Annotated in this window: 11 protein-coding genes, 4 tRNA genes and 2 rRNA genes (1 of these 17 running past the window's edge); all 17 read right to left on the reverse strand. The window is 55.6% G+C overall.

Translation table 11 applies throughout. The features are described 5' to 3' along the window. Nucleotides 1–16: 16 nt before the first annotated feature. On the reverse strand, nucleotides 17–4,090 hold the full coding sequence (gene rpoB / locus M1E16_RS24695; RefSeq protein ID WP_434571472.1) for a DNA-directed RNA polymerase subunit beta: 4,074 nt from the start codon (nucleotides 4,088–4,090) through the stop codon (nucleotides 17–19). A 220-nt stretch (nucleotides 4,091–4,310) separates the two neighbouring features. Then, on the reverse strand, nucleotides 4,311–4,676 hold the full coding sequence (gene rplL / locus M1E16_RS24700; protein WP_053125869.1) for a 50S ribosomal protein L7/L12: 366 nt from the start codon (nucleotides 4,674–4,676) through the stop codon (nucleotides 4,311–4,313). 78 nt (nucleotides 4,677–4,754) lie between these two features. Beyond that, nucleotides 4,755–5,255, reverse strand: coding sequence for a 50S ribosomal protein L10 (gene rplJ / locus M1E16_RS24705; RefSeq protein ID WP_047230484.1), 501 nt, complete (start codon nucleotides 5,253–5,255; stop codon nucleotides 4,755–4,757). Between the two features lie 197 nt (nucleotides 5,256–5,452). Beyond that, nucleotides 5,453–6,148, reverse strand: coding sequence for a 50S ribosomal protein L1 (gene rplA, locus M1E16_RS24710; RefSeq protein ID WP_030138521.1), 696 nt, complete (start codon nucleotides 6,146–6,148; stop codon nucleotides 5,453–5,455). Beyond that, nucleotides 6,148–6,579, reverse strand: a complete 432-nt coding sequence (gene rplK, locus M1E16_RS24715) for a 50S ribosomal protein L11 (protein WP_003176435.1) — start codon at nucleotides 6,577–6,579, stop codon at nucleotides 6,148–6,150. The genes rplA and rplK overlap by 1 nt, the downstream gene beginning before the upstream one ends. 117 nt (nucleotides 6,580–6,696) lie before the next feature. Beyond that, nucleotides 6,697–7,230, reverse strand: coding sequence for a transcription termination/antitermination protein NusG (gene nusG / locus M1E16_RS24720; protein WP_010443972.1), 534 nt, complete (start codon nucleotides 7,228–7,230; stop codon nucleotides 6,697–6,699). 9 nt (nucleotides 7,231–7,239) lie between these two features. After that, the gene (secE, locus tag M1E16_RS24725; protein WP_024776457.1) at nucleotides 7,240–7,608 is read right to left on the reverse strand and encodes a preprotein translocase subunit SecE; all 369 of its coding nucleotides are present in this window, start codon (nucleotides 7,606–7,608) and stop codon (nucleotides 7,240–7,242) included. 45 nt (nucleotides 7,609–7,653) lie between these two features. Further along, a tRNA-Trp gene (locus M1E16_RS24730) sits at nucleotides 7,654–7,729 on the reverse strand. 53 nt (nucleotides 7,730–7,782) lie between these two features. Beyond that, a complete protein-coding gene (tuf, locus tag M1E16_RS24735; RefSeq protein WP_003186103.1) occupies nucleotides 7,783–8,976 on the reverse strand; it encodes an elongation factor Tu in 1,194 nt (397 codons plus the stop codon). A gap of 84 nt (nucleotides 8,977–9,060) precedes the next feature. Beyond that, nucleotides 9,061–9,136, reverse strand: a tRNA-Thr gene (locus M1E16_RS24740). 26 nt (nucleotides 9,137–9,162) lie between these two features. Further along, nucleotides 9,163–9,236 (reverse strand) — tRNA-Gly (locus M1E16_RS24745). Nucleotides 9,237–9,260: 24 nt separating this feature from the next. After that, nucleotides 9,261–9,345 (reverse strand) — tRNA-Tyr (locus M1E16_RS24750). A 142-nt stretch (nucleotides 9,346–9,487) separates the two neighbouring features. After that, the gene (locus M1E16_RS24755; protein WP_434655260.1) at nucleotides 9,488–9,943 is read right to left on the reverse strand and encodes a hypothetical protein; all 456 of its coding nucleotides are present in this window, start codon (nucleotides 9,941–9,943) and stop codon (nucleotides 9,488–9,490) included. Nucleotides 9,944–9,951: 8 nt separating this feature from the next. Then, nucleotides 9,952–10,701: a pantothenate kinase gene (locus M1E16_RS24760; protein WP_458128606.1), complete on the reverse strand. Its 750-nt coding sequence runs from the start codon at nucleotides 10,699–10,701 to the stop codon at nucleotides 9,952–9,954. Then, the gene (birA, locus tag M1E16_RS24765) at nucleotides 10,691–11,647 is read right to left on the reverse strand and encodes a bifunctional biotin--[acetyl-CoA-carboxylase] ligase/biotin operon repressor BirA (RefSeq protein WP_458128607.1); all 957 of its coding nucleotides are present in this window, start codon (nucleotides 11,645–11,647) and stop codon (nucleotides 10,691–10,693) included. The genes M1E16_RS24760 and birA overlap by 11 nt, the downstream gene beginning before the upstream one ends. 132 nt (nucleotides 11,648–11,779) lie before the next feature. Further along, nucleotides 11,780–11,895 (reverse strand): 5S ribosomal RNA (rrf, locus tag M1E16_RS24770). A 149-nt stretch (nucleotides 11,896–12,044) separates the two neighbouring features. Beyond that, a 23S ribosomal RNA gene (locus tag M1E16_RS24775) occupies nucleotides 12,045–13,430 on the reverse strand; it runs 1,506 nt beyond the window's last position.

The raw sequence follows: 13,430 nt of genomic DNA on the forward strand, positions 1-13,430 counted from the left end.
CGATTCGCGTCACGTGTTATTCGGTTTCCAGATCGATATCGATGCCGAGGGAACGAATTTCCTTGATCAACACGTTGAAGGACTCGGGCATGCCCGGCTCCATACGGTGATCGCCGTCCACGATGTTCTTGTACATCTTGGTCCGGCCGTTCACATCGTCCGACTTCACTGTGAGCATTTCTTGCAGAGTGTAAGCAGCACCGTACGCTTCCAGTGCCCAGACCTCCATCTCCCCGAAACGCTGACCACCGAACTGCGCCTTACCACCCAGCGGCTGCTGGGTAACCAGGCTGTAAGAACCGGTAGAACGAGCGTGCATCTTGTCGTCTACCAAGTGGTTCAGCTTCAGCATGTACATGTAGCCAACGGTAACCGGACGCTCGAACTTGTTGCCGGTACGGCCGTCGAAAAGCTGCATCTGGCCGCTTTCCGGCAGGTCTGCCAGTTTCAGCATGGCCTTGATTTCGCTTTCCTTGGCACCGTCGAACACCGGGGTAGCCATTGGAACGCCGCCGCGCAGGTTCTTCGCCAGGTCCAGGATTTCCTGGTCGGAGAAGGTATCCAGCTCTTCGTTGCGCCCGCCGATCTCGTTGTAGATCTCGTGCAGGAACTTACGCAGGTCGGCGACCTTGCGCTGCTCTTCGATCATGCGGTTGATCTTCTCGCCCAGACCTTTGGCCGCGAGGCCCAGATGGGTTTCGAGGATCTGACCAACGTTCATACGCGAAGGTACGCCCAGCGGGTTGAGGACCACATCGACCGGGGTGCCATTGGCATCGTGCGGCATGTCTTCAACCGGCATGATCACGGAGACCACACCTTTGTTACCGTGACGACCGGCCATCTTGTCGCCCGGCTGGATGCGACGACGGATTGCCAGGTAAACCTTGACGATCTTCAGCACGCCTGGAGCCAGGTCATCGCCCTGCTGCAGTTTGCGCTTCTTGTCTTCGAACTTGTCGTCCAGCAGACGGCGGCGATCAACGATGTAGGCCTGGGCCTTCTCGAGCTGCTCGTTCAGAGCGTCTTCAGCCATGCGCAGTTTGAACCACTGACCATGCTCAAGACCGTCGAGAACTTCGTCGGTGATTTCCTGACCTTTCTTCAGGCCTGCGCCGCCTTCGGCCTTGTGGCCTACCAGAGCGGAACGCAGACGTTCGAAAGTTGCGCCTTCAACGATACGGAACTCTTCGTTCAGATCCTTGCGGATCTCGTCGAGCTGAGTCTTCTCGATGGACAATGCACGAGCATCACGCTCGACACCGTCACGGGTGAAGACCTGTACGTCGATGACGGTACCCTTGGTGCCGGTAGGCACACGCAGGGAGGTGTCTTTCACGTCGCTGGCTTTTTCACCGAAGATGGCACGCAGCAGTTTCTCTTCCGGAGTCAGTTGGGTCTCGCCTTTCGGAGTGACCTTGCCGACCAGGATGTCGCCTGCGCCTACTTCGGCACCTACGTAAACGATACCGGCTTCGTCCAGCTTGTTCAGTGCAGCCTCACCCACGTTCGGGATGTCCGCAGTGATTTCTTCCGGGCCAAGCTTGGTGTCACGGGCCACACAGGTCAGTTCCTGAATGTGGATCGTGGTGAAGCGGTCTTCCTGAACCACACGCTCGGACAGGCAGATGGAGTCTTCGAAGTTGAAGCCGTTCCATGCCATGAACGCGATGCGCATGTTCTGACCCAGTGCCAGTTCACCCATGTCGGTGGACGGGCCGTCGGCCATGATGTCGCTGCGCTGAACCCGATCACCCTTGCTCACCAGCGGACGCTGGTTTATGCAGGTGTTCTGGTTGGAGCGGGTGTACTTGGTCAGGTTGTAGATGTCGACACCGGCTTCGCCAGTTTCAACTTCGTCATCGGCAACACGAACCACGATACGGCTGGCATCGACGGAGTCGATCACGCCACCACGACGAGCCACGACGCAAACGCCGGAGTCGCGGGCAACGTTACGCTCCATGCCGGTACCTACCAGCGGCTTGTCGGCACGCAGGGTCGGTACAGCTTGACGCTGCATGTTCGAACCCATCAACGCACGGTTGGCGTCGTCGTGCTCGAGGAACGGGATCAGCGACGCAGCAACCGAAACTACCTGCTTGGGCGATACGTCCATCAGGGTGACGTCTTCCGGCGCCTTGACGGTGAACTCGTTCAAGTGACGAACAGCTACCAGCTCGTCGGTCAGGACTTTCTTGTCGTTCATCGTGGCCGAAGCCTGGGCGATCACGTGATCAGCTTCTTCGATGGCGGACAGGAATACGATCTCGTCGGTAACCAGGGCGTCTTTCACCACACGGTACGGGCTCTCAAGGAAACCGTACTGGTTGGTGCGCGCATAGGCAGCCAGGGAGTTGATCAGACCGATGTTCGGACCTTCCGGCGTTTCGATCGGGCATACGCGACCGTAGTGAGTCGGGTGTACGTCACGAACCTCGAAGCCCGCACGCTCACGAGTCAGACCGCCTGGGCCGAGTGCGGAGACACGACGCTTGTGGGTGATCTCGGACAGCGGGTTGTTCTGGTCCATGAACTGCGACAGCTGGCTCGAACCGAAGAACTCCTTCACCGCCGCAGCCACTGGCTTGGCGTTGATCAGGTCTTGCGGCATCAGGCCTTCGCTTTCAGCCATCGACAGACGTTCCTTGACCGCGCGCTCGACACGCACCAGGCCAACACGGAACTGGTTCTCGGCCATCTCGCCTACGCAGCGGACACGACGGTTACCCAGGTGGTCGATGTCATCGACTATGCCTTTGCCGTTACGGATGTCGACCAGGGTCTTGAGCACCGCAACGATGTCGTCCTTGTTCAGCACGCCCGAACCTTCGATCTCGGTACGACCGATACGACGGTTGAACTTCATCCGGCCGACCGCAGACAGGTCATAGCGCTCAGGGCTGAAGAACAGGTTGTTGAACAGGGTCTCGGCGGCATCCTTGGTTGGCGGCTCGCCAGGACGCATCATGCGATAGATCTCGACCAGGGCTTCCAGTTGGTTGCCGGTGGAGTCGATCTTCAGCGTATCGGAGATGAACGGACCGCAGTCGATATCGTTGGTGTACAGAGTCTCGATGCGAACAACCTGAGCCTTGGCGATTTTCGCCAGGATCTCGGTGGTCAGCTCGGTGTTGCACTCGGCAATGATCTCGCCAGTGGCCGGATGCACGATGACCTTGGCGGTGGTGCGACCCAGGACGTAGTCCATCGGCACCTGCAGCTCTTTGATCCCGGCTTTTTCCAGCTGGTTGATGTGGCGAGCGGTGATACGACGACCTTGCTCGACAATAACCTTGCCCTTGTCATCCTGGATATCCAGGACGGCGATTTCACCGCGCAGGCGCTGAGGCACCAACTCCAGGCTCAGGTTTTCACCCTGCACATGGAAGACATTGGTTGTGTAGAACGCGTCCAGCACTTCCTCGGTGGTATAGCCGAGCGCGCGCAGCAATACCGATGCAGGCAGCTTGCGACGACGGTCGATACGCACGAATACGCAGTCTTTCGGGTCGAACTCGAAGTCCAGCCACGAACCGCGGTAAGGAATGATGCGCGCGGAGTAGAGCAGTTTGCCGGAGCTGTGCGTCTTGCCACGGTCGTGGTCGAAGAACACGCCCGGAGAACGGTGCAGCTGGGAAACAATTACACGCTCGGTACCGTTGATTACGAAGGTACCGTTTTCAGTCATCAGGGGGATTTCACCCATGTAGACTTCTTGCTCTTTGATGTCCTTGATCGCTTTGTTCGACGATTCTTTGTCGAAAATGATCAGGCGCACTTTTACCCGCAAAGGTACGGCGTAAGTCACACCGCGCAATACGCATTCTTTGACATCAAATGCCGGTTCGCCCAGGCGATAACCGACGTACTCCAGCGCAGCATTGCCGGAGTAGCTGATGATCGGGAAAACGGATTTGAAGGCCGCATGCAGGCCCACGTCGCGGAACTGATCTTTAGTCGCTCCCGCTTGCAAGAATTCACGATACGAATCCAGCTGGATGGCCAGGAGGTACGGCACATCCATGACGTCCGGCAACTTGCTAAAGTCCTTGCGGATACGTTTTTTCTCAGTATATGAGTAAGCCATCAGCGTTCCCCAGCTTGGTCACCTGCTTGTTTGGCCCCTCCCGACGGGAGCAGCCAGAAAATCGTGCAAACCCCTTGGTTTGCGCCACCACATCGGGTGGTTACAGCGCGTGATCAGCACCGACCCAGTCGGCTGCCAATAACGGAAAAAGGCCGGTGGCAAGAGCCACCAGCCATCAGCCTGTCGCTTAACGCTCGGGCTGGAGACGCAAAGTCGATGCTTACTTCAGCTCGACTTTAGCGCCTGCTTCTTCCAGTACTGCTTTGGCTTTGTCAGCTGCGTCTTTGGCAACAGCTTCCAGAACCATGGCAGGAGCGCCGTCAACTACAGCCTTGGCTTCTTTCAGGCCCAGACCGGTCAGTTCACGTACTGCCTTGATCACGTTAACTTTCTTCTCGCCAGCTTCGGTCAGCATGACGTTGAATTCGGTTTGCTCTTCAACAACAGCGGCAGCAGCAGCTGGACCAGCGGAAGCAGCAGCAGCGGAAACGCCGAATTTTTCTTCGAAAGCCTTGATCAGCTCAACAACCTGCAGAACCGACATTTCAGCTACGGCGTTGAGGATATCGTCTTGGGAGATAGACATTACTGTATTTCCTGAATTGGGGGACGGCCTACGCGGCCATCGAAATAAACAAAAAAGCGCGAGAGAAAGTGCTCAGCCTTAGGCCGCGGCAGCTTCTTTTTGCTCGCGAACTGCAGCCAGAGTACGAGCCAGCTTGCTGGTGGCGCCTTGAATCACGCTCATCAGCTGCGAAATGGCTTCGTCGCGGGTCGGCAGTGTTGCCAGTACATCGATCTGATTAGCTGCGAGGAACTTGCCCTCGAACGCAGCTGCCTTGATCTCGAACTTGTCCTGACCCTTGGCGAATTCCTTGAACAAACGGGCAGCAGCGCCTGGATGATCTTTGGAGAACGCGATCAGGGTCGGGCCGGTGAACACGTCGTTGAGAACACTGTATTCAGTGTCAGCAACAGCGCGCTTGAGCAGGGTGTTACGTACGACACGTACATAAACGCCAGCTTCACGGGCCTCTTTACGGAGTCCGGTCATTGCGCCTACTGTTACGCCACGGGCATCAGCCACGACAGCGGACAGAGCGACTTTGGCAGCCTCGTTGACTTCAGCGACGATGGCCTTCTTGTCTTCGAGATTAATTGCCACGGGTTTAACTCCTGCTTGTTACCGTTTCATCCGATCGAAACCGAATGTCGTTTTGGTGTCTGATTCGGTAAGGAACCGGGAGCACCATCTGCGTAGGCTTGTGGTTTAAGACTTGCGTCGCCTACGGTCTTGGACAGCCCCCGCCAGGCAGGGACCCCAATATGTGATTGGCGCAATCGCTTGCGCCAACCTGAGTCTTACGCGTCGAGCGAGCTCTGATCGATGATCAGACCTGGGCCCATAGTGGTGCTCAGGGTAACGCGCTTGACGTAGATACCTTTCGAAGAAGCTGGCTTGATACGCTTCAGATCAGCGATCAGGGCTTCAACGTTTTCCTTCAGCTTGACGGCGTCGAAGCCGATCTTGCCAACGGAAGTGTGGATGATGCCGTTTTTGTCGGTGCGATAACGAACCTGACCAGCCTTGGCGTTTTTAACCGCGGTGGCTACGTCTGGAGTCACGGTACCAACCTTAGGGTTAGGCATCAGGCCACGTGGACCGAGGATCTGACCCAACTGACCTACAACACGCATGGCATCCGGGGATGCGATCACGACGTCATAGTTCAGGTCGCCGCCTTTCATTTCGGCAGCCAGGTCGTCCATGCCTACGCGATCAGCGCCAGCAGCCAGAGCAGCTTCAGCTGCAGGGCCCTGGGTGAACACGGCAACACGTACGGTCTTGCCAGTGCCGTGTGGCAGCACGGTAGCGCTACGAACGACCTGGTCGGATTTACGTGGGTCAACGCCCAGGTTTACAGCAACGTCGAACGACTCGCTGAACTTGACAGTCGACAGCTCGGCCAGCAGAGCGGCGGCGTCTACAAAGTTGTAGGCCTTGCCTGCTTCGATTTTGCCGGCGATAGCCTTTTGACGCTTGGTCAGCTTAGCCATTACACACCCTCCACGTTAAGGCCCATGCTACGAGCAGAACCGGCGATAGTACGCACGGCTGCATCCATATCAGCTGCAGTCAGATCCGCGTTTTTGGTTTTCGCGATTTCTTCCAGCTGAGCACGGGTAACGGTGCCAACCTTAACGGTGTTTGGACGAGCGGAACCGCTGGTCAAACCTGCAGCCTTCTTCAGCAGAACCGAAGCAGGGGTGCTTTTTGTTTCGAAAGTGAAGCTACGGTCGCTGTAGACAGTGATGATCACTGGAGTCGGCAGACCTGGCTCAAGACCCTGGGTACGGGCGTTGAAAGCCTTGCAGAATTCCATGATGTTCACGCCGTGCTGACCCAGTGCAGGACCAACGGGTGGGCTTGGGTTAGCCTGAGCGGCCTTCACTTGCAGCTTGATGTAAGCGGTAATCTTCTTGGCCATGAGGCACTCCAATTACGGGTTCGAACGCCTCGAAAGGCTCCCCGGTTGCTTGCGCGTTTATCCCAGTGACGACAAAACCCCACAGCCTTGGGCTGCGGGGTTGGGATGCCTGCTCAATCAGACCTTTTCGACCTGACTGAACTCCAACTCTACCGGAGTAGAGCGACCGAAAATGAGCACTGCCACTTGGATCCGGCTCTTTTCGTAGTTAACTTCTTCGACCGTACCATTGAAGTCGGCGAATGGACCATCAGTGACCCGTACAACTTCACCTGGTTCAAACAACGTCTTCGGCTTCGGTTTGTCGCTACCATCAGCGACGCGACGCAGAATTGCTTCTGCCTCTTTGTCAGTGATCGGCGCAGGCTTGTCGGCGGTTCCGCCGATGAAGCCCATCACCCGAGGGGTATCCTTGACCAAGTGCCAAGTCCCTTCGTTCATATCCATCTGTACCAGCACATAGCCTGGAAAGAACTTGCGTTCACTTTTGCGCTTCTGGCCGTTACGCATCTCCACCACTTCTTCAGTGGGGACCAGAATCTCGCCAAAGCCATCTTCCATGCCAGCCAGCTTTACGCGCTCTATCAGCGAGCGCATGACATGCTTCTCGTAACCCGAGTAAGCATGCACAACGTACCAACGCTTAGCCACGGGACACCCTTAGCCAACAATCAAGGAAACAAGCCAGCCGAGCAGGGAATCAAGCCCCCACAACAGCAACGCCATTACCAGAACAACAGCCACAACGATCAACGTGGTCTGCGTGGTTTCTTGGCGAGTCGGCCATACGACTTTACGAATCTCGGTGCGAGCTTCCTTAGCGAGTACAAAGAAAGACTTGCCCTTGGCTGTTTGCAGGCCTACAAAGGCAGCAACAGCAGCAATAGCGAGTAATGCAAGTACGCGGTACAGGATCGGCGAAGCAGAAAAATACTGATTGCCGACAACGCCAACAACCACCAAAGCGACTACCACTAGCCACTTGAGCAGATCGAAGCGAGAGCCTTGAGCTTCAGCTTTAGGAGTCATCTATGAAGATCCTGTGAAAAGAAAGCCAGACACACCAAGTGAATCTGGCAGGTCAGGAGGGAATCGAACCCCCAACCTACGGTTTTGGAGACCGTCGCTCTGCCAATTGAGCTACTGACCTAAAACAAAATCAGGCCGACCATTATGCCGGCCCGAAAAAGACATTACAACTGTTTACTCGATGACTTTGGCTACGACGCCGGCGCCGACGGTACGACCGCCTTCACGGATAGCGAAACGCAGACCGTCTTCCATCGCGATGGTCTTGATCAGAGTGACAGTCATCTGGATGTTGTCACCTGGCATTACCATTTCAACGCCTTCTGGCAGCTCGCAGTTACCAGTCACGTCAGTTGTACGGAAGTAGAACTGTGGACGGTAACCTTTGAAGAACGGAGTATGACGGCCGCCCTCTTCCTTGCTCAGAACGTAAACTTCTGCGGTGAACTTGGTGTGCGGCTTGACGGTACCTGGCTTGACCAGAACCTGACCACGCTCAACGTCGTCACGCTTGGTGCCGCGCAGCAGCACGCCGCAGTTCTCGCCAGCACGACCTTCGTCGAGCAGCTTGCGGAACATTTCAACGCCGGTGCAGGTAGTTTTCTGAGTGTCGCGCAGACCGACGATCTCAACTTCTTCCTGGATACGGACGATGCCACGCTCAACACGACCAGTCACAACAGTACCGCGACCAGAGATCGAGAATACGTCTTCGATTGGCATCAGGAACGGCTTGTCGATAGCACGCTCAGGCTCTGGGATGTAGCTGTCCAGAGTCTCAACCAGCTTCTTCACCGCAGTGGTGCCCATTTCGTTGTCGTCTTGGCCGTTCAGAGCCATCAGAGCCGAACCGATGATAATTGGAGTGTCATCACCTGGGAAGTCGTAAGTGCTCAACAGGTCGCGCACTTCCATCTCAACCAGTTCCAGCAGCTCAGCGTCGTCAACCATGTCAGCCTTGTTCAGGAAGACAACGATGTACGGAACGCCTACCTGACGGGACAGCAGGATGTGCTCACGGGTTTGCGGCATCGGACCATCTGCGGCCGAGCAAACCAGGATCGCGCCGTCCATCTGGGCAGCACCGGTGATCATGTTTTTTACGTAGTCGGCGTGACCTGGGCAGTCAACGTGTGCGTAGTGACGCACGGCCGAATCGTATTCAACGTGAGCGGTGTTGATGGTGATACCGCGAGCTTTTTCTTCCGGGGCGCTGTCGATCTTGTCGAAGTCAACCTTGGCCGAACCGAAAACTTCGGAGCAGACACGGGTCAGAGCAGCGGTCAGCGTGGTTTTACCGTGGTCGACGTGACCGATGGTACCAACGTTGACGTGCGGCTTATTACGTTCGAACTTTTCCTTAGCCATCGAAATCACCCCTAGGAGAAGAATTTAGCGAGTCACACGAGCCATTAAAACAAAGGCAGATATTTTCATATCTGCCTTGTAATATGGAGCTCTTGAGCGGATTTGAACCGCTGACCTCACCCTTACCAAGGGTGTGCTCTACCAACTGAGCTACAAGAGCAAAACACTTTGCACAACCTGCAAACTTGGAGCGGGTAGCGGGAATCGAACCCGCATCATCAGCTTGGAAGGCTGAGGTTCTACCACTAAACTATACCCGCGGAGCTTGCAGCTCACGCTAAAACTGGTGGAGGGGGAAGGATTCGAACCTTCGAAGTCGTAGACGTCAGATTTACAGTCTGATCCCTTTGGCCGCTCGGGAACCCCTCCTAAGCGAGCCGGCATTCTATATCATGCCAGCCTTCTGTCAAGCATTTTCTCATAAAAAACCTGAGGTTAGCTGCGTTGACGCCGCTTCGTACCGATGACCGTTAAAGGTCTTCACTGCGAAGCGGGCGCCATTCTATGCAAACTACCCAGCAGGCGCAACCCCTTCGCAAGGCATTATTTTATGTTTTAACTCATTGAATTCTTTGGAAAGGTTTTGAAGCAGCACCTCATTCATCTTCGCCGCGCTATCCGGTGGAACCTGGACCCAGAATCCACCAGACTCTGGAGACGCTGGCGAGCTAAACGTAACGGTACGGCCCGCAACCCCCGAAGAAGCCAGTCGCTGTTCCAATTGCCTGGCCAGCTCCGGGCGAACGAAGCCACCCAGGTAATTGCAGTTCTTTTGCCCTTCACTCGATTTACCCGGCTCACGCCTGACCAGCGCATCCGCCGTTTCGCTCAAGAGATGAATGTCTTGCTGCGAACCCCGATACAGGCTCAGCGGAGTGACATCCTTGGCGCGAAGCGGGACCTCCTGCTGATGCCAGATGTAATAGAAGCCATTTAAAACCAGCAACAACAAAAACAGCCACCGCATAAAAAACCTCAAGACAAAGGACAAGCCATCGCCAAACCAACAAAAACCAGGTCAGGCACCACCTTGGCATCTGGAACAACCCCGGAAACCAGATCGGCATCCCCTCCCGTTAGAAACACCTCGAAATCCTCTCCCCAATATTGCCGTGCCAATTCGAGCTGAGTCAGCACGAAGCCTCTCAACATCAGCATACAACCACGCTCCACCGCCTCGACCGTTGCCCTGCCAGGAGCAAGACTCTCGTGAGCCCGTTCTGCAGCAGTATCGTCATAGCGAATTCGCCGGGTATGGGTACGTAACTGGTTACGCATCAGAGGCATACCAGGGCAGATGAACCCTCCCAAGTGCTGCCCGTCAGGCGCTACGAAATCTGCCGTGATTGCCGTACCAAAATCCAGAATCAGGCATGCGCCCGAAGCCAGGTGGTACCCACCGAGCAAAGCCAGCCATCGATCAAGCCCCAAGCGCTCATAGTCTTCATAACCGTTTGTAACGCCCGCCATCTCTTGGGTAGGTGTTGCGCGAGCCACGGAGACGCCAAATGTCTCTACCAGGGAGGCGACCAACGAATCGGTCTCCTCAGAAGTCCTGACGCTGACAAGACGGCATTTCTTCAGCTGAAATTTATCTGAGCCTGTCAGGCTCGCAAGCAAATCGCTATCCGAGCCGACTACCCCACCGCCGACAGGGGTGACGCCATCTGCACGAACAACACGCCACTTGATAAAACTATTGCCGCAATCAAGCTCAAGAATCATCACGCAACCTCAAGCTGAGCTCGCCACCACTGAATATCTTTTCCACACCATCCACCTTCAAACGCAGCGCACCTTGGCGATCAATGCCCATCACCACGCCGTCAATCCGATTGATACCGGCAATCAGCGACACAGCCCGCCCCTGCCACAAATGGTATTGCTCCCACTCCGACTGGATCACTGCAAATCCCGACGCATGATGCAGCTTCAGATACCCCTGAAGCTTTCCACTCATTCGCGCCACCAGCTCGTTCCGGTCAAAATCACGACCCGCCTCAAGGCTCATGGACGTCCACTGCTGATCAACCTCATCAGTCGATTGCATATTCACGTTTACCCCGACACCCAGGACAACGTGACAAACGTCCGCAGGGTCCCCTACCAGCTCAAGCAGTATGCCGGCGATTTTCTTTTCACCTACCAACACATCGTTAGGCCACTTCAGCCCTGCCTCAACGACTCCCATGTCACGCAACGAATGCATGACGGCGAGCCCAACGACAAGACTGAGCCCCTCAATCTGCCGCATGCCACCGTCAATGCGCAGCACCAGGCTGTAATAGAGGTTCTCGGCGAATGGACTGACCCATTTGCGGCCGCGACGTCCCCGACCGGCTATTTGCCGCTCGGCCAGAACAAGGAATGGCGCTTCCACGCCACGCCCGATGGACCGCAGCGCTCCGGCATTAGTGGAGTCAATGGAATCAAACAGGTGAACAGGCCACTCACAGCCTTCCGCCGCGCGGATTTCGGCCGCATCCAAAAGCAACAGCGGCTTCGCCAGGCGATACCCCTTGCCCCGAACCTTATGCACAGACAAGCCTAATTCCGCCTCCAGGTGCTGCAATTGTTTCCATACCGCACTACGACTGATACCTAACCCAGCACCCAGCGCCTGGCCCGAATGGAAACGGCCGTCCTTCAGAAGTTTTAGCAACGTGAGCATACGAACTGCGCCTGATAACGAGGCCCGCATGATAGCCATGCACAAGACGGTTGCATAGAAACACCCAAGCGCTTTCCTGCGGGCAAAACAAAACCCCTACCTGCGTCAGCAGATAGGGGTTTCGGAATTTAATCTTGACGATGACCTACTCTCACATGGGGAAACCCCACACTACCATCGGCGATGCATCGTTTCACTTCTGAGTTCGGGATGGGATCAGGTGGTTCCAATGCTCTATGGTCGTCAAGAAATTCGGTAGCCAGCGCGTGCCTTGCGGTCACGTTCCAGCGAATGGGTATGCGATAGTTTGTGGGTTTTGACTCGAACTTTCGGTTCATTTCGTCTTCACACACCGCAATCTGGCCTCTTTCGAGTCTACAGATTGCTTGGGTGTTATATGGTCAAGCCTCACGGGCAATTAGTACAGGTTAGCTCAACGCCTCACAGCGCTTACACACCCTGCCTATCAACGTCGTAGTCTTCGACGGCCCTTCAGGGGACTCAAGGTCCCAGTGAGATCTCATCTTGAGGCAAGTTTCCCGCTTAGATGCTTTCAGCGGTTATCTTTTCCGAACATAGCTACCCGGCAATGCCACTGGCGTGACAACCGGAACACCAGAGGTTCGTCCACTCCGGTCCTCTCGTACTAGGAGCAGCCCCTCTCAAATCTCAAACGTCCACGGCAGATAGGGACCGAACTGTCTCACGACGTTCTAAACCCAGCTCGCGTACCACTTTAAATGGCGAACAGCCATACCCTTGGGACCGGCTTCAGCCCCAGGATGTGATGAGCCGACATCGAGGTGCCAAACACCGCCGTCGATATGAACTCTTGGGCGGTATCAGCCTGTTATCCCCGGAGTACCTTTTATCCGTTGAGCGATGGCCCTTCCATACAGAACCACCGGATCACTAAGACCTACTTTCGTACCTGCTCGACGTGTCTGTCTCGCAGTCAAGCGCGCTTTTGCCTTTATACTCTACGACCGATTTCCGACCGGTCTGAGCGCACCTTCGTACTCCTCCGTTACTCTTTAGGAGGAGACCGCCCCAGTCAAACTACCCACCATACACTGTCCTCGATCCGGATAACGGACCTGAGTTAGAACCTCAAAGTTGCCAGGGTGGTATTTCAAGGATGGCTCCACGCAGACTGGCGTCCACGCTTCAAAGCCTCCCACCTATCCTACACAAGCAAATTCAAAGTCCAGTGCAAAGCTATAGTAAAGGTTCACGGGGTCTTTCCGTCTAGCCGCGGATACACTGCATCTTCACAGCGATTTCAATTTCACTGAGTCTCGGGTGGAGACAGCGCCGCCATCGTTACGCCATTCGTGCAGGTCGGAACTTACCCGACAAGGAATTTCGCTACCTTAGGACCGTTATAGTTACGGCCGCCGTTTACCGGGGCTTCGATCAAGAGCTTCGCGTTAGCTAACCCCATCAATTAACCTTCCGGCACCGGGCAGGCGTCACACCCTATACGTCCACTTTCGTGTTTGCAGAGTGCTGTGTTTTTAATAAACAGTCGCAGCGGCCTGGTATCTTCGACCGGCGTGGGCTTACGCAGCAAGTGCTTCACCCTCACCGGCGCACCTTCTCCCGAAGTTACGGTGCCATTTTGCCTAGTTCCTTCACCCGAGTTCTCTCAAGCGCCTTGGTATTCTCTACCCAACCACCTGTGTCGGTTTGGGGTACGGTTCCTGGTTACCTGAAGCTTAGAAGCTTTTCTTGGAAGCATGGCATCAACCACTTCGTCACCCAAAGGGTAACTCGTCATCAG

The organism is Pseudomonas sp. Z2-11, assembly GCF_054161305.1.